Raw genomic sequence first — 16,744 nt, 5'->3', positions numbered from 1 at the left:
CCTGTCGCACCCCCGCTTGGGCTGTGACGGTTCGAATCCGTCCTCGCCCGCCTCGGACGCCGCCACCCGGGGGTTTTCCCCCGGTTCGGTCCGGTGGCCGGCACCAGCGCGACCCGCCCCCGGTCCGCGCCATGATCATTCCACCGCCCGGCGAACACCGAACCAAGGAGTGATCAGCATGACCGCACACAGTAAGGCGATCGGCCGACGAGGGCTGCTCGCCGCGACGGCAGCGCTCGTGGCCACCACCGTGCTGGCCCCGGCGGCCTCCGCCGCACCCGCCGCCGGCCCCGCGTCCGCATCAGCCGGCTCCTCGGCGACCGACAGCCGGCAGGCGGCCGCGGTACGCGCTCTGGAGCGCGCCGCCTACCGCCTGCGGTCGACGGAACCCGGCGGCACCACCACCGACCTGCGGCCGTTGGGCGCCATGGTCGGCGACGCCAAGGTGGTCGGGCTGGGAGAGGCCACCCACGGCTCGCACGAGTTCTTCGCCATGAAGGAACGCGTCTTCCGCCACCTCGTCGAGGAGAAGGGCTTCACCACCTTCGCCCTGGAGATGAGCTGGACGGCCGGCCTGCGGATCGACGAATACATCCAGGGCGGCCCGGGCGACGCCCGGCAGGTGGCCAAGGAGGAACTCGCCGGATCCCCCTGGGAGCGCGAGGAGTTCGTCAGCCTCATCGCCTGGATGCGGCAGTACAACGACCGGCACCCCGACCGGAAGGTCCACTTCATGGGCAACGACATCGGAGCGCCGAGGCTCGGCAACGCCGTCTTCGACCGGGTCGCCTCCCACGTCCGCGCCACCCACCCCCAGGACCTCCCGCGCCTCGAAGAGCTGTACGCGGGCCTGCGCCCCCTCGACGACGTCTTCGCCTACCTGCGCAGGCCCCTCGCCGAGCGACGCAACAACGCCACCGTCGCCCAGCAGGCGCTCGACCTCGTCATCGCCAACAGGGGCACCGGCGGCGAGGCGTACGAATGGGCCGAGCAGCACGCCCGCAACATCGCCCAGACCTTCGCCTTCGCCGCCCTCGACCTGTCCGACCCGGAGTCGGTGTCCGCCGCGGAGCACCTCCGGGACCGCGTCATGGCCGAGAACACCGTCTGGTGGCAGCGCCGCACTGGCGACAAGGTGCTGCTCTCGGCGCACAACGGCCATGTGGGTTACCTGTCCAGCGACCCCGTCATGTACCCCACGACGCAGGGCGTCTACCTGCGCAACGCCCTCGGCCGGGGCTACGCCGCCATCGGCTTCACCTTCGACCAGGGGTCCTTCCTCACCGCGACCACCCTCGGCGGGGCCTGGAGCAAGGTCACCGTCCCCGCGGCCACCCCCGACATGCAGGAGTACACCCTCGACCTGGTCCACCACCGCGACTTCTACGTCGACCTGCGGACGCTTCCGGCCGCGGCCCGTACCTGGCTGGACACCCCCCGCCCCGTCTACGAAGCCGGCTCCAGCTTCAAGAACGACCCGCTCCCCACCGTCGCCATCACCCAGACCCACGACATCCTCATCCACCTCCACCAGGTCCACGAAGCCACCGCCCTCTGAACCACCCGCCGCGCCGCCCCCGCCGCGCCGCCCCCGCCGCGCCGCCCCCGCCGCGCCGCCCCCGCCGCGCCGCCCTCGGCGGCGCGGCATGCTGCTCGCGCCTCCCGACCGGGCCGGACAGCACGACTACGAGAGCCCGGCCCGGCGCACGGCGGTGCATCGTTGCGCCGTCACGAGACCGACTGTCCGACCCGGGGGATCTCCCCTGGGGAATCCTCCACTCACCGGGTCGTGCCGCCAGATGGGCTCGCGCGATCGAGTGAGCCGGCAGCCTGTCAACCGTGGGTGACGCCGCCCCGTGCACGACGATCGGCGGTGGCCGGGCTCGTGTCCCCACGGGCGGCCGGGAGGCTGTCATGCAAATCCTGCTCGTCGCTTCGGCGTTCAACAGCCTGACGCAGCGCGCGTATTCGGAGCTGGGCGACCGGGGCCACCAGGTGGCCCTCACGCTGTTGCGCGGTGAGGCGTCAGAGCGCGACGCCGAGCTGCGTGCGGCCGTCCGTCGCCACCGGCCGCGGCTGGTCGTGGCACCGATGCTGAGGACCGCACTGCCGCAGGACGTGTGGTCCGGGCTGCCGTGCCTGATCGTCCACCCGGGGCCGGTGGGGGACCGGGGGCCCTCCTCACTGGACTGGGCCGTCGACGAGGAGGCCACCCGGTGGGGGGTGACGGTCCTTCAGGCGAACGCCGTCATGGACGGCGGTGACGTCTGGGCGGCCGGCTCCTGCCCGGTGCCGCCCGTCGGCAAGAGCGACCTCTACCGGAACGAGGTGTCCGACGCCGCCATGACCGCCCTGCTGCTGGCGGTCGACCGCTTCGCCTCGGGCACGTACCTGCCCGTGCGGCAGACGGATGCCGATCCCCGGCCGTACTTCCCCCAGGAACGGCGGAGGATCGACTGGCAGCGCGACTCCACGGCCACCGTGCTGCGCAAGCTGCGCGCCGCCGACTCCTCCCCGGGTGTGCTGGACCGGCTGCTGGGCGAGGAGTGGTTCCTGCACGGCGGCCACCGGGAAACCGAACTGCACGGCACACCGGGGGAGCTGCTGGCCACCCGGGCCGGCGCGGTGTGCCGGGCCACCGCCGACGGAGCCGTGTGGATCCCGCAGCTGCGAGCCCGGCGCCGTCCGGGGCAGGACCGCCCGTTCAAGCTGCCCGCCGCACGCGCGTTGGCCGGCCGGATCCCCGGGCTTCCCGAGGTCCCCGTCGCACCGGACTGCCCCGCCACGACCTGGAGCGACATCCGCTACCGGGAGGAGGGCGCGGCCGGGTTCCTCTCGTTCTCCTTCCCCGGCGGTGCCATGAGCACCGACCAGTGCCGCCGGCTGCTCGACGCCTACCGGCGGGCCTGCTCGCGTCCCACGTCCGTCCTGGTGCTGGGCGGCCAACGGGACTTCTTCTCCAACGGGATCCACCTCAACGTGATCGAGGCCGCCGCCGATCCGGCAGCGGAGTCCTGGGCCAACCTGAACGCGATGGACGACCTGGTGGAGGCGGTCCTGACCACCACCGACCGCCTGGTGGTCTCCGCCCTGGGCGGCAACGCGGCCGCCGGCGGTGTGATGCTCGCGCTCGCGGCCGACGAGGTGTGGTGCAGGGCCGGCACCGTGCTCAATCCGCACTACCGGCTGATGGGGCTCTACGGCTCGGAGTACTGGACCCACCTGCTGCCCGCCCGGGTGGGTGACGCCACGGCCCGGCAGCTCACCGGCCGGGCGCTGCCGCTCAGTGCCGCGTCCGGGCAGCGGATCGGCCTGGTGGACCGGCTGTTCCACTGCCGGCCGCAGGCGTTCGCCGCCGAGGTCCGCGCGGGGGCCCTGCGACTGGCGGGCTCCGGTGCGGTCACCGGGCCGCGGATCGCCGCGAAGAAGGCGGCGCGCGAGGCGCAGGAGGCGATCAAGCCACTGGCCGCCTTCCGCCGGGAGGAGCTCGACCGTATGCACCGGATCTTCTACGACCCCGAAGCGCCGTACCACGCGCTGCGCCGGGCGTTCGTTCGGAAGGAAGCGGCGACCGTCGAGCCGCCCCACGTGGATGACGGAGAGTAGTCGGTTCACCGGATCGGCCGCATCCACCGGCACATCCGCCCCCAAGTGCAGGGAGTCTGGGAGGACACCCGGCTTCGCGACAACCTCCTTGAGGAGGCCCCAATGACCGAGACCACCGAGGCGACCGCCGCCACCGAGGCCCCGTTGATCCACATCCTCTGGATCAACGCCGGCCTGAGCTGTGACGGTGACTCCGTGTCGCTGACCGCCGCGACCCAGCCCAGCATCGAGGAGATCGCCCTCAGCGTGCTCCCCGGGCTGCCCAGGATCGCGGTGCACTGGCCCCTGATCGACTTCGAATGCGGCCCGGTCCAGGGCGCCGACACGTTCATCGAATGGTTCTTCAAGGGCGAGCGCGGCGAGATCGACCCGTTCGTGCTGGTCGTCGAGGGATCCATCCCCAACGAGTCGATCAAGAAGGAAGGCTACTGGTGCGGGTTCGGTGACGACCCCGAGACCGGCCAGCCGATCACCACCAGCGAGTGGCTGGACCGGCTCGCCCCCAAGGCCCTCGCGGTGGTCGCGATCGGCACCTGCGCGACCTACGGCGGCATCCACGCGATGGCCGGCAACCCGACCGGTGCGATGGGCGTGCCCGACTACCTCGGCTGGGACTGGAAGTCCAAGGCGGGCATCCCGATCGTCTGTGTGCCGGGCTGCCCGATCCAGCCGGACAACTTCTCGGAGACGCTGGTCTACCTGCTGCACCAGGCGACCGGCGCGGCCCCGATGATCCCGCTGGACGAGCACCTCCGCCCGGCCTGGCTCTTCGGCGCCACCGTGCACGAGGGCTGCGACCGGGCCGGCTACTACGAGCAAGGCCAGTTCGCCTCCACCTACGACTCGCCCAAGTGCCTGGTGAAGCTCGGCTGCTGGGGCCCGGTCGTCAAGTGCAACGTCCCCAAGCGCGGCTGGATGAACGGCATCGGCGGCTGCCCCAACGTCGGCGGCATCTGCATCGGCTGCACCATGCCCGGGTTCCCGGACAAGTTCATGCCGTTCATGGACGAGCCGCCCGGGGCCAAGGTCTCCAGTACCGCCAGCGGCGTCTACGGCGCGGTCGTGCGCCGGCTGCGGGCGGTCACGGCGGACACCCTGGACAAGGAGCCCAAGTGGCGACGGACCGGCCAGAACCTGACCACCGGTTACCGCAAGCCGTGGTGACACCGCCCGCGCAGCAACAGCATCCCGCAGAACTCCCGGCATGAAGAAGGGCTCGGAAGACACGATGGCACCGACGACGAGAGCGGCCGGAGACGGTAGCGGCCTGGTGGAGATGTCCTGGGATCCGATCACCCGGATCGTGGGCAGTCTCGGCATCCATACGAAGATCGACTTCAGGCAGAAGCGGGTCGCCGAGTGCTACAGCACGTCCTCGGTCTTCCGCGGCTACAGCGTCTTCATGCGCGGCAAGGACCCCCGTGACGCGCACTTCATCACCAGCCGGATCTGCGGGATCTGCGGCGACAACCACGCGACCTGCTCCGTGTACGCGCAGAACATGGCCTACGGAGTGAAGCCGCCGCACCTCGGCGAGTGGATCATCAACCTCGGCGAGTCCGCCGAGTACATGTTCGACCACAACATCTTCCAGGAGAACCTGGTCGGGGTCGACTACTGCGAGAAGATGGTCCGCGAGACCAACCCGGGCGTCCTCGAGCTCGCCGAGCGCACCCCCTCCCCGCACGCCGGCGAGCACGGGTACAAGACGATCGCCGACATCATGCGCTCGCTCAACCCGATCGAGGGTGAGTTCTACCGCGAGGCCCTCCAGGTCAGTCGCTACACCCGGGAGATGTTCTGCCTGATGGAGGGCCGCCACGTGCACCCCTCCACCCTCTACCCGGGCGGCACCGGGACGGTCGCCTCCGTCCAGCTCTTCACCGACTACCTGAGCCGCCTGATGCGGTACGTGGAGTTCATGAAGCGCGTCGTCCCGCTGCACGACGACCTGTTCGACTTCTTCTACCAGGCGCTGCCCGGCTACGAGGAGGTCGGCCGCCGCCGGATCCTGCTCGGCTGCTGGGGCGCGCTCAACGACCCCGAGTACTGCGACTTCACCTACCGCAACATGACCGACTGGGGACGGCGGATGTTCGTCACCCCCGGCATCATCGTGGACGGCAAGCTCGTCACCAACGACCTCACCGAGATCAACCTGGGCATCCGGATCCTGCTCGGCAGCTCGTACTACCAGGACTGGGAGGGCAAGAAGCAGTTCGTCACCCACGACCCGCTCGGCAACCCCGTCGACCCGCGCCACCCGTGGAACCAGCACACCATCCCGGCCCCGCAGAAGCGCAACTTCGAGGACAAGTACAGCTGGGTGATGTCGCCGCGCTGGTTCGACGGCAAGGACTACCTGGCCCTGGACACGGGTGGCGGCCCGATCGCCCGGCTCTGGTCGACCGCGCTCTCCGGCCTGGTGGACATCGGCTACGTCAAGGCGACCGGGCACAGCGTGGTGATCAACCTGCCGAAGACCATGACCAAGCCCGAGACCACCTTCGAGTGGAAGATCCCGCAGTGGAGCAACGCCCTGGAGCGCAACCGCGCCCGCACCTACTTCCAGGCGTACGCGGCCGCCGTCGCACTGCACTTCGCCGAGAAGGGCCTCGCCGAGGTGCGGGCCGGACGCACCCAGACCTGGGAGAAGTTCGAGGTGCCCGAGGAGGGCTTGGGCGTCGGCTTCACCGAGGCCGTGCGCGGCGTCCTCTCGCACCACCTGGTGATCCGCGACGGCAAGATCGCCAACTATCACCCCTACCCGCCCACCCCGTGGAACGCGAGCACCCGCGACACCTACGGGACACCGGGACCGTACGAGGACGCGGTGCAGAACACGCCGATCTTCGAGGAGAACACCCCGGAGAACTTCAAGGGGATCGACATCATGCGCGCCGTGCGCAGCTTCGACCCCTGTCTGCCGTGCGGGGTCCACATGTACACCGGCGAGGGCCGGACCGTGAAGCAGATGCACGTGCCCACCGGCCTGAGCGGACTGGGCGGATGAGCGCGGTGACGGCGGCCGCGGCGGCCCGGACGGTCAACACGGAACAGCTCGGCCGGCGGATCGAGGAGATCCTGGACCAGCTCGCGGCCACCGGCCAGGACGAGGCCGCGGGCGCCGCCGAGGAACTGGTCCGCGCGCTGATGGCCTTCTACGGCGCGGGCCTGGCCCGGATCGTCGACCTGCTGGGCGCCGCCACGGTGGTGAGGACCCTGCTGGCGGACGAGCTGGTGGCCAACCTCCTGGTGCTGCACGAGCTGCACCCGGAGGACCTGTCGGCCAGGATCGGCAGGGTGCTGACCCAGCACCAGGCCGAGATGGTGAGCTTCGACGAGGCCACCGGCGCCCTGCGGGTGCGCTTCACCGGTGGCGGCTGCGGATGCCCGAGCACGTCGGCCACCGCCGACGAGGCACTCACCGACGCGCTGGCCGGCCTCGCCCCGGAGGTGACCTCCGTGGCAGTGGAGGACGCCGTCAAGGAGCCGGCGCTGCTGCAGATCTCCACCCGTGCCCCGGGCGGCGGCTCGTGACGGCGGCCCTCCGCCGGTTCCTCGCACCGCGCGAGCCCGCACCCGAGCGCTGTGAACTGTGCGGGGTGGTGGTGGCCGAGCACGGCCACCGCCACCTGGTGGACGTCGAGCAGCGCTCGCTGAGCTGCGCCTGCATCCCGTGCAGCCTGCTGTTCGAGCACTCCGGAGCCGCCCGCGGGCGGTACCGCGCGGTGCCGGACCGCTACCTGACCGACCCGCAGCTCCGGCTGGACGACGCCGCCTGGGACCTCCTGCAGATTCCGGTCGGGGTCGCGTTCTTCTTCCGCAACAGCGCACTCGACCGGCTGGTCGCGCTCTACCCGAGCCCGGCAGGCGCCACCGAGAGCGAGCTCGACCCCTCGGCCTGGCAGGCCGTGCTGGACGGCACCCGGCTGGCCGCGCTGCTCGAACCGGACGTGGAGGCCCTGCTGCTGCGCCGCTCCCAGGACGGCTACGCGTGCTACCTGGTGCCGATCGACGTCTGCTACCGGCTGGTCGGGCAGATGCGGCTGCACTGGAAGGGGTTCGACGGGGGAGCGCGGGCCCGGGCCGAGCTGGACGCGTTCTTCGCCCACGTCGCCGGGCGAGCCCGGATCCCGCAGGAGGCCGCGCAGCCGTGACCGAGTTCTCCTTCAGCTGCACCGGGGTGCGGGCCGACCGCTACGCCGCCGGCCCCACCCTGGTCTTCAGGCTGCGGATCACCGCCACCCCGGACACCCGGGTACACGCCCTCGCGCTGCGCTGCCAGCTACGGATCGAACCGGCACGGCGCGGCTACCAGCCGGCCGAGGCCGACGGCTTGGCGGACCTGTTCGGCGACCGCTCGCGCTGGGGCAGCACACTCAAGCCGCTGCAGTTCGCCGAGGTCGCGCTGATGGTCCCCGGCTTCACCGGGGAGACCGAGGTGGACCTTCCGGTGCCCTGCAGCTACGACCTGGACATCGCCGCGACCCGGTACTTCCACGCCCTGCGCGAGGGCGAGGTGCCGCTGCTGATGCTCTTCTCCGGTACCGCGTTCACCGGCGCGAGAGGTTTCCACGTGGAACCGGTGCCCTGGGACCGGGAGGCGCACTGCCGACTGCCCGTCACCGTCTGGCGAGAGATGGTCGACCAGCACTTCCCCGGCTGCGGCTGGGTCCGGCTCTCCCGCGACACACTGGACGAGCTGCTCGCCTTCCGGTCGCGCCGTGCGCTGCCGTCCTGGGAGCTGACCGTGCGCCACCTCCTCGATTCCGCCACGGTGCAGAACGGAGCCGTCCAGTGAAGGCCGACGTGCTCACCCCGGCGATCGAAGCGCGGTTCGCGGCGGTGCGGCAGCTGGCCGACGCCGTCCTCTTCGAGGGCTACGTGCTCTACCCCTACCGGGCCTCGGCGGCCAAGAACCGGATGCGCTGGCAGTTCGGCGTCCTGGTGCCTCCCGCGTGGGGCGCCGACCAGGGCGAGCAGTCACGCCAGCGCACCGAGTGCCTGATCGAGCCGCGCCGCGGCGCGACGCTCTACCTGGAGCTGCGTTTCCTGCACGCGCAGCGGCGCGCTGTCCAGCAGGCCCGTCCCGACGGCTCCTACCTGACGGTGCCCGAACTGGAGCTCGCCGACCGGGTGCTGACCGCCTGGGACGAGGGCGTCGAGGAACGCGTCCAGCTGGCCCTGCCGGTCGCCGAACTCGGCGGGCAGCCCACGCCGGTGACCTTCTCCCGCCCCGCCACGAAGGAGACCGAGCTGGTCCGGGACGACACCGGCCGGGTGATCGGCCGGGTCGTCCGCCGCCGGGAGGCCGTGGCCGGCACCCTGCGGATCGCGGCGGCCGAACTCCCCGGCCCCTACACGGTGAGCAAGCTGACGGTGCTGGTGGAGAACTCCAGCGGCTGGACCCCCGGACCGGGCGCGGACCGCGAGGCCGCGCTGCCGCGGTCGCTGGTCTCGGCCCACCTGCTGCTCGCCCTGGACAACGGGTCCTTCCTCTCGCCCACCGACCCGCCCGAGTGGGCCAAGGCCGCCACCGCCGACTGCCGCAGCCTGCACACGTGGCCGGTGCTGGCGGGCGAGCAGGGCAGCGCGGACCTGCTGCTCTCCTCACCGATCATCCTGGAGGACCACGCGGCCGTCGCCCCCGAGAGCCCGGGCACCCTCTACGACGCCCTGGAGATCGACGAGATCCTGGCGCTGCGCACGGCCGCCCTGACCGACCAGGAGAAGCGCGAGGCCCGCGGTACCGACGCCCGGGCGGCCGCCGTGATCGACCTCGCCGACTCGATGCCCCCCGAGGTGCTGGAGCGCCTGCACGGCGCCATCCGCTCACTGCGCGAGGTCACCGCGCCGGACACGCACCACACCGCGGCCGACCCGATCGAGCAGCTGCTCTCGCCCGGCACCCCGTGGTGGGACCCGGCGAGCGACGCCAGCGTCGACCCCGAGCGCGACCGCGTGCTCGTCGACGGTCACCGTGTCGGCGCCGGCAGCCGGGTCGTGCTGCGCCCCGGCCTGCGGCGAACCGACGCCCAGGACCTCTTCCTGCAAGGCCGGAACGCGCTGGTGGAGGCGGTGCTCCACGACGTGGACGGCGGAGTGCACCTGGCGGTCACCGTCGAGGGCGACCCGGGCGCCGACATCCGCCGCGAGCAGGGCCGCTTCCTCTACTTCCAGCCCGACGAGGTCACCCCGCTGGAGGACGCATGACACCCCCGGCACGGACCCTGGTCGCCGGGGTCGGGAACATCTTCCTCGGCGACGACGGCTTCGGCGTCGAGGTGGTCAGGCACCTCACGCCCCGGCAACTCCCGCCCGGGGTCGAGGTGGTGGACGTCGGAGTACGCGGCGTCCACCTCGCCTACCAGCTGCTGGACGGCTACGACACCCTCGTCCTGGTGGATGCCACCGCCCGCGGAGGCCCACCCGGCACGGTCTACCTGATCGAGGCCGGCGAACCGGGCGAAGCAGAACCGGGCGCCGCACCACTGGACGGCCACCGGATGTCCCCGGACGCGGTGCTTGCCCTGCTCGGCACTCTGTGCGCCGGCACCGGATCGACGCCGCCGCGACGCACCGTCGTGGTCGGCTGCGAACCGGCGGACGTCGGCGAGGGCATCGGCCTCAGCGAACCGGTCGCGGCAGCGGTCCCGGAGGCCGTACGGCTGATCCGCCGACTACTGGCCGGGGACGAGGCACGTACACCGCCGCTGACAGCGGCCGACCCGGCCGCGAACTGACGAGAGGAACCACCGCCATGAAGAAGTGCCTCATCGGCACCGTCGCCGCCACCGGACTCGTCTGGCTGGCGATCCAGGTGATGCCGGACATCAAACGCTACCTGCGGATCCGCTGCATGTGACGGCCACCGTGACGGACACCCCGGGCGGCCGCCGGACGGCGACCGCCCGGGCCACGTTCCGAGGGTGAGCCGCGAGCGCCACCGCCGGCCGGCCTTGGCCTGAACGGGCTAAGCGGCGGGCCGGTGGCGGCGCGTCGCCCGCGCGGCCCCTCGGTGGCCGCCCTTTAATGAACCCGGCCGGCTCGCGACAGCTCGGCCGCGCAGGAAGGTCCCCGATGCACGAGATGTCGATCGCCGCGGCCGTCGTCGGCCAGGTCGAAGAGGCCGCCCTGGCGGCCGGAGCCACCACCGTGCGGTCGGTGCTGCTCCAGGTCGGCCAGCTGGCCGGAGTCGTCCCCGACTCGCTCGACTTCTGCTTCGGACTCGCCTGCGAGGGAACGGTGCTGGCCGGCTGCGAGCTGGTCGTCGAGCCCGTCGCCGCCCGCGCCCGGTGCGTGCCCTGCACCGACGAGTGGCTGGTCGGCATGCCGCCGGAGCTGTGCTGCCCCGTCTGCGGCACCACCACCGCGGAGTTGCTGGCCGGGCGCGAGTTGCAGATTGTCAGCGTGCGCTGGGACGACCCGCACGCCGCCGAACCGACTCTCCAGGAGCGCTGAACCATGTGCCGAACGGTCGACCTGCAACAGGCGGTCCTCGCCAAGAACGACCTCGGCGCGCAGCAGTTGCGCGAGGAGCTGGCCGCGCGCGGCACCATCGCCGTCAACCTGCTCTCCAGCCCCGGAAGCGGTAAGACCGCTCTGCTCGAAGCGGAGTTGACCGCCGCCCGGGAGCGCGGCATCCCGGTCGCCGCGCTCACCGCGGACCTCGCCACCGAGAACGACGCGATGCGGCTGGCCCGTTCCGGCGCGCCGGTCAAGCAGGTGCTGACCGACGGGCTCTGCCACCTGGAGGCCCACATGCTGGCCGGCCACCTGGACGGCTGGCTGCCCGCGCAGACCAAGCTGCTCTTCGTGGAGAACGTCGGCAACCTGGTCTGCCCCGCCTCCTACGCGCTGGGCGAGTCCCTGCGCGTCGCGCTGGCCTCGGTCACCGAGGGGGAGGACAAGCCGCTGAAGTACCCGACCGCCTTCGGGCTGGCGAACCTCGTGCTGGTGACCAAGACCGACCTCGCCGAGGCGGTGGGATTCGACGAGGCGGCGTTCCGCGCGAACGTCGGACAGGTCAACCCGGGCGTGGAGATCCTGCTGACCTCGGCCCGGACCGGGAACGGAACGGGCCTGCTGTTGGAGGCCGCGCTGGCGGTCCACGGCGGCAGGCCGGTGCACGTCCCGGTGATGGCGCGGGTCGAGCCGGCGCACACGCACGGGCACGATCACGGGCACGCGCATCCGGCGCTGCACCTGTGACCACGGCCGGCACTTCCGTCGACGCCGCCGAGGCCGCACAGCGCCGAAGGGTTGCCGTCCACGGGGTCGTGCAGGGCGTCGGCTTCCGCCCGTTCGTGCACTCCCTCGCCACCCGGCTCGGCCTGACGGGACAGGTCGGCAACACCGCCGACGGTGTGATCGCCGAGGTCGAGGGCCCGCCCGCGTCGGTCGCACGGTTCTGTGAGCTGGTCGCCACCGACGCACCGCCGCTGGCCGTGGTGGACTCCGTCCAGCACGAGAGCGTCCCGTCGCAGGGTTCGGTGGGATTCACCATCCTCGCCTCGCACGCCGCCGGGCCCGCCCGCACCCTGGTCTCGCCCGACACGGCCACCTGCGCCGACTGCCTCGCCGAGCTGACCGACCCCGGCGACCGGCGCCACCGGCACCCCTTCATCACCTGCACGCACTGCGGGCCGCGCTTCACCATCGTCACCGGCCTGCCCTACGACCGGGACCGGACCACGATGGCCGGTTTCCCGATGTGCGCCGCCTGCACCCGCGAGTACACGGATCCGGCCGACCGGCGCTTCCACGCCCAGCCGATCGCCTGCCACTCCTGCGGCCCCCGCCTTCGCCTGCTCGCGGCCGGGCCGGCGCCCCGGGGCGCGATCCGCGAACTGCCGGGGGAGGACCCGGTGGCAGGGGCCCGGCGCCTGCTCGCCGCCGGGGCGATCCTGGCGGTCAAGGGCCTGGGCGGCTACCACCTGGCCTGTGACGCGTCGGACCAGGCGGCGGTGGCGCGGCTGCGGCGGCGCAAGGCCCGCGGCGACAAGCCCTTCGCGCTGATGGCCGCCGGCCCGGCCGAGGTCGAGGCCCTGGTCGAGCTCGGCGCCGAGGAGCGGTCCCTGCTCACCGGAAGAGCCCGGCCGATCGTGCTGCTGCGCCGTCGCCGCGGTGCGGCGGTGACGCTGCCGGACGCCGTGGCCCCGCGCACTCCCGACCTCGGCGTGATGCTCCCGTACACGCCCCTGCACCACCTGCTGCTCGGCCTGCCCGGCGACCCCCCGGGACCGCGGCTGCTCGTCATGACCAGCGGCAACCTGTCGGGCGAACCGATCGTGACCGACGACGCCGAAGCCCTCGAACGGCTCGCGGGGATGGCGGACGCCTGGCTCACCCACGACCGCCCCATCCACGTGCCCTGCGACGACTCCGTCGTGCGGGTCTGCGACGGCCACCAGCTGACCGTCCGCCGCTCCCGCGGCTACGCCCCGCTCCCGCTGACGCTGCCCTGGCCCGTCCCGGCCGCACTGGCGGTCGGCGGGGACCTCAAGAACACGCTCTGCCTCGGCGAGGGCCGCCGGGCCTGGCTCTCCGCCCACATCGGCGACATGGACGACGTGGCGACCCAGCAGGCGTTCCAACGCGCCGAACAGCAGCTGGAGTCGATCACCGGGGTACGGCCCGGGCGACTGGCGGCGGACCGGCACCCGGCCTACCGGTCCGCCCGGTGGGCCGAACGCCACCGTGCCGGCCGCCCGCTCGTCCGCGTCCAGCACCACCACGCGCATGTCGCCGCGGCCATGGCCGAACACGGACTCACAAGCGCCGAGCGGGTGATCGGAGTCGCCTTCGACGGCACCGGCTACGGCGACGACGGCGCGGTCTGGGGAGGTGAGTTCCTGCTGGCCGGCTACGACGGATTCGAGCGGTTCGCCCACCTGGCGTACGTCCGGCTGCCCGGCGGTGACACGGCCGTCCGGCGCCCGTACCGGATGGCGCTGGCCCACCTGTGGGCGGCCGGCCTGCCCTGGGACGAGGACCTGCCCGCCGTGCGCGCCTGCCCGCCCGAGGAACTGCGCCTGCTGGCCCGTCAGCTGGAGCGCGGGGTCAACTGCGTCGACACCTCCAGCATGGGACGGCTCTTCGACGCCGTCTCCTCGTTGGCCGGCGTCTGCCAAATCGTCGGCTACGAGGCCCAGGCCGCCGTCGAACTGGAGGGGGCGGCCGTCGGCGTGGCGGGAGCGAGCGGCTATGCCTTCGCCCTGCACCCTGCCGGTCCGGACACTGTCGGGCCACTCGTCGCCGACCCCGCCCCGGTGCTGGCCGCCGTGGTCGCCGATCTGCGGGCGGGCACCGGGCGGGGCGTCGTCGCCGCCCGGTTCCACACCGCCGTGGCCGGCCTGGTCCGGGACGTCTGCGGGGCGGCCCGCGAGCGCTCCGGCCTCACGGCGGTGGCCCTCACCGGCGGGGTGTTCGCCAACACGCTGCTCTCCTCGCGCTGCGCCACCCTGCTGCGCGAGGACGGCTTCACGGTGCTGCGCCATACACGCGTCCCGCCCAACGACGGGGGACTCGCGCTCGGCCAGCTGATGGTCGCGGCCCGGGCAGCCGACGGCTGACCGGCCACCCAACGCCCCAGAACGAGGAGAGCCCATGTGCCTGGCGGTGCCCGGCAGAGTGCTGGAGATCGAGGAGAAGGACGGTACCCGGATGGCCACCGTCGACTTCGGCGGCGTGGTCAAGGAGGTGTGCCTGGAGTACGTGCCGGATCTGCGGGTCGGTGAGTACGCGATCGTCCACGTCGGATTCGCGCTGCAGCGGCTCGACGAGGAGTCGGCGCGCCGCACGCTGGAGCTCTTCGCCGACCTCGGCATGCTCCAGGAAGAGTTCGGGGACCCGTGGGAGGCGGCCGCGGCGATGGCCGAGCTCACCGGGGCCGAGGCGGAGGACCGGGCCGGGGAGGCCGAGCTGTGAAGTACATCGAGGAGTTCCAGGATCCCGAGCTGGCCCGCCGGCTGCTCGACGACATCCACGCGACGGTGACCCGGCCGTGGGCGCTGATGGAGGTGTGCGGCGGCCAGACGCATACCATCATCCGGCACGGGATCGACCAACTGCTGCCGGACCAGGTGGAGTTGATCCACGGACCGGGGTGCCCGGTCTGCGTCACCCCGCTGGAGGTGATCGACAAGGCGCTGGAGATCGCCGCCCGGCCGGAGGTGATCTTCTGCTCCTTCGGCGACATGCTCCGCGTCCCCGGCACCGGCCGTGACCTGTTCCGGGTTCGCGCCGAGGGCGGCGACGTGCGGGTGGTCTACAGCCCGTTGGACGCGCTGCGGATCGCCCAGCAGAACCCCGGGCGCGAGGTGGTCTTCTTCGGCATCGGGTTCGAGACCACCGCGCCGCCGAACGCCATGACCGTCCATCAGGCCCGCAGGCTCGGCATCCGCAACTTCAGCCTGCTGGTCTCGCACGTACGGGTACCCCCCGCGATCGAGGCCATCATGCAGTCCCCGGACTGCCGGGTGCAGGGCTTCCTGGCGGCCGGTCACGTGTGCAGCGTGATGGGCGTCGAGGAGTACCCCGCACTCGCCGAGCGGTACCGAGTCCCGCTGGTGGTCACCGGGTTCGAGCCGCTGGACATCCTGGAGGGCGTCCGGCGCGCGGTGCGCCAGCTGGAGGCCGGCACCCACACGGTCGAGAACGCCTACCCCCGGGCCGTGCGGCCGGAGGGGAACCCGGTCGCCCGGGCGATGCTGGCGGACGTCTTCGAGGTCACCGACCGGGCCTGGCGCGGGATCGGCACGATTCCCGACAGCGGTTGGCGACTCTCCTCGCGCTACCAGGAGTTCGACGCCGAACAGCGCTTCTCGGTGTCCGGGATCCAGACCCGCGAGCCCGCCGCCTGCCGAGCCGGCGAAGTCCTGCAGGGGCAGCTGAAGCCGCACGAGTGCGAGGCCTTCGGCACCACCTGCACCCCGCGCAACCCGCTGGGCGCCACCATGGTCTCCAGCGAGGGCGCCTGCGCGGCCTACTACCTCTACCGCCGGCTGGAACTCAAGCCCGCGGCCCCCGCGCACCTGGAGGCGAGCCCCGTTGCCTGAGCCCACCGACACCCTGCCCGCGCCGCGGCCCGACCTCACCGCCTGGACCTGCCCGGCCCCGCTGCGCGACCAGCCCCGGGTGGTCATGGGCCACGGCGGCGGTGGCGCGATGTCCGCCGAGCTGGTCAGCCACGTCTTCGCACCCGCCTTCGGCGGCGAGCTGCTCGCCCACCTCGGCGACAGCGCGGTGCTGACGCTCGGCGGAGCACGGCTGGCCTTCTCCACCGACTCCTACGTGGTGCGTCCGCTCTTCTTCCCCGGCGGCAGCATCGGCGACCTGGCGGTCAACGGGACCGTCAACGACCTGGCGATGAGCGGCGCCCGGGCCGCCTACCTGTCCTGCGGGTTCATCCTGGAGGAGGGCCTGGAGATGCCGGTCCTCGCCCGCGTGGCCGAGGCACTCGGTGCGGCCGCTCGGGCGGCCGGCGTGGAGGTGGCGACCGGCGACACCAAGGTGGTGGAGGCGGGACACGGGGACGGGGTCTTCATCAACACCGCGGGCATCGGTCTCGTCCCGGCCGGCGTCGACCTGCGTCCGCAGCGGGTCATCCCCGGCGACGTGGTGATCGTCAGCGGTGCGATCGGCATGCACGGCGTGGCGATCCTGAGCGTGCGCGAGGGCCTGGAGTTCGGTGTGCAGATCGAGAGCGACTGCGCGCCGCTGGGGGGCCTGGTCGAGGCGATGCTCGCCGTCACCGCGGACCTGCACGTGTTGCGCGACCCCACCCGCGGCGGGCTCGCGGCCTCCCTCAACGAGATCGCGGCGGCCGCCCGCGTCGGCGTGGTGATCCAGGAGCGGAGCGTCCCGGTGCCGCCGCCGGTGGCCGGCGCCTGCGCGATGCTGGGCCTCGATCCGCTCTACGTGGCCAACGAGGGCAAGCTGGTCGCCTTCGTGCCTCGGGAGCATGCGGAGGCCGTGCTGGCGGCGATGCGCGCCCACCCGCTCGGCGCCGACGCGACGGTGATCGGCGAGGCGGTCGAGGAGCACCCCGGCATGGTGGTGGCCCGCACCGGCCTCGGCGGCACCCGGGTGGTGGACCTGCCGGTGGGGGAGCAGCTGCCCCGGATCTGCTGAC

Annotated in this window: 16 protein-coding genes; all 16 read left to right on the top strand. The window is 72.6% G+C overall.

All coding sequences use genetic code 11. From position 1 onward, the window contains the following. Positions 1-178 precede the first annotated feature (178 nt). The 16 genes from ACZ3YO_RS12405 to hypE all read left to right on the top strand — a co-directional run bounded on the left by ACZ3YO_RS12405 (position 179) and on the right by hypE (position 16,743). Positions 179-1,558: an erythromycin esterase family protein gene (locus ACZ3YO_RS12405; protein ID WP_465568369.1), complete on the top strand. Its 1,380-nt coding sequence runs from the start codon at positions 179-181 to the stop codon at positions 1,556-1,558. Positions 1,559-1,914: 356 nt separating this feature from the next. Beyond that, positions 1,915-3,606 (top strand): hydrogenase maturation protein, encoded by a 1,692-nt coding sequence (locus ACZ3YO_RS12400; RefSeq protein ID WP_465568366.1) that lies wholly within the window; start codon positions 1,915-1,917, stop codon positions 3,604-3,606. A gap of 102 nt (positions 3,607-3,708) precedes the next feature. Beyond that, entirely contained in the window at positions 3,709-4,770 is a 1,062-nt protein-coding gene (locus ACZ3YO_RS12395; RefSeq protein ID WP_465547351.1) for an NADH-quinone oxidoreductase subunit B family protein, read from the top strand. A gap of 64 nt (positions 4,771-4,834) precedes the next feature. Continuing rightward, complete coding sequence (locus ACZ3YO_RS12390; RefSeq protein ID WP_465568363.1) at positions 4,835-6,619, top strand: nickel-dependent hydrogenase large subunit; 1,785 nt, start codon at positions 4,835-4,837, stop codon at positions 6,617-6,619. After that, a complete protein-coding gene (locus tag ACZ3YO_RS12385; RefSeq protein ID WP_465568360.1) occupies positions 6,616-7,146 on the top strand; it encodes a hypothetical protein in 531 nt (176 codons plus the stop codon). The genes ACZ3YO_RS12390 and ACZ3YO_RS12385 overlap by 4 nt, the downstream gene beginning before the upstream one ends. Continuing rightward, positions 7,143-7,766 carry a DUF5947 family protein gene (locus tag ACZ3YO_RS12380; RefSeq protein WP_331742111.1) on the top strand — a complete coding sequence of 208 codons (624 nt, stop codon included), beginning with the start codon at positions 7,143-7,145 and terminating at the stop codon, positions 7,764-7,766. Before ACZ3YO_RS12385 ends, ACZ3YO_RS12380 begins: the two co-directional genes overlap by 4 nt. After that, positions 7,763-8,410, top strand: a complete 648-nt coding sequence (locus ACZ3YO_RS12375; RefSeq protein ID WP_465568356.1) for a DUF6084 family protein — start codon at positions 7,763-7,765, stop codon at positions 8,408-8,410. Before ACZ3YO_RS12380 ends, ACZ3YO_RS12375 begins: the two co-directional genes overlap by 4 nt. Next, entirely contained in the window at positions 8,407-9,822 is a 1,416-nt protein-coding gene (locus tag ACZ3YO_RS12370) for a hypothetical protein (protein WP_465568353.1), read from the top strand. Before ACZ3YO_RS12375 ends, ACZ3YO_RS12370 begins: the two co-directional genes overlap by 4 nt. Further along, the gene (locus ACZ3YO_RS12365) at positions 9,819-10,352 is read left to right on the top strand and encodes a hydrogenase maturation protease (RefSeq protein ID WP_465568350.1); all 534 of its coding nucleotides are present in this window, start codon (positions 9,819-9,821) and stop codon (positions 10,350-10,352) included. The genes ACZ3YO_RS12370 and ACZ3YO_RS12365 overlap by 4 nt, the downstream gene beginning before the upstream one ends. A 17-nt stretch (positions 10,353-10,369) precedes the next feature. After that, positions 10,370-10,474 (top strand): DUF6893 family small protein, encoded by a 105-nt coding sequence (locus ACZ3YO_RS12360; RefSeq protein WP_465568347.1) that lies wholly within the window; start codon positions 10,370-10,372, stop codon positions 10,472-10,474. Positions 10,475-10,689: 215 nt separating this feature from the next. Further along, positions 10,690-11,070, top strand: coding sequence for a hydrogenase maturation nickel metallochaperone HypA/HybF (locus ACZ3YO_RS12355; protein WP_465568344.1), 381 nt, complete (start codon positions 10,690-10,692; stop codon positions 11,068-11,070). A gap of 3 nt (positions 11,071-11,073) precedes the next feature. Then, the gene (gene hypB, locus ACZ3YO_RS12350; RefSeq protein ID WP_465568341.1) at positions 11,074-11,820 is read left to right on the top strand and encodes a hydrogenase nickel incorporation protein HypB; all 747 of its coding nucleotides are present in this window, start codon (positions 11,074-11,076) and stop codon (positions 11,818-11,820) included. Continuing rightward, positions 11,817-14,183 carry a carbamoyltransferase HypF gene (gene hypF / locus ACZ3YO_RS12345; RefSeq protein ID WP_465568338.1) on the top strand — a complete coding sequence of 789 codons (2,367 nt, stop codon included), beginning with the start codon at positions 11,817-11,819 and terminating at the stop codon, positions 14,181-14,183. The genes hypB and hypF overlap by 4 nt, the downstream gene beginning before the upstream one ends. Positions 14,184-14,217: 34 nt before the next feature. Next, positions 14,218-14,538 carry a HypC/HybG/HupF family hydrogenase formation chaperone gene (locus ACZ3YO_RS12340; protein WP_465568336.1) on the top strand — a complete coding sequence of 107 codons (321 nt, stop codon included), beginning with the start codon at positions 14,218-14,220 and terminating at the stop codon, positions 14,536-14,538. Continuing rightward, on the top strand, positions 14,535-15,668 hold the full coding sequence (gene hypD / locus ACZ3YO_RS12335) for a hydrogenase formation protein HypD (RefSeq protein WP_465547342.1): 1,134 nt from the start codon (positions 14,535-14,537) through the stop codon (positions 15,666-15,668). The genes ACZ3YO_RS12340 and hypD overlap by 4 nt, the downstream gene beginning before the upstream one ends. Next, on the top strand, positions 15,661-16,743 hold the full coding sequence (hypE, locus tag ACZ3YO_RS12330; protein ID WP_465568333.1) for a hydrogenase expression/formation protein HypE: 1,083 nt from the start codon (positions 15,661-15,663) through the stop codon (positions 16,741-16,743). Before hypD ends, hypE begins: the two co-directional genes overlap by 8 nt. The last annotated feature ends 1 nt before the right edge of the window (position 16,744 follow it).

The organism is Kitasatospora sp. NPDC022785 (genome assembly GCF_055561295.1).
Note: the sequence above shows the minus strand (reverse complement) of the source record. Positions and strands in the feature narration are given on the sequence as shown.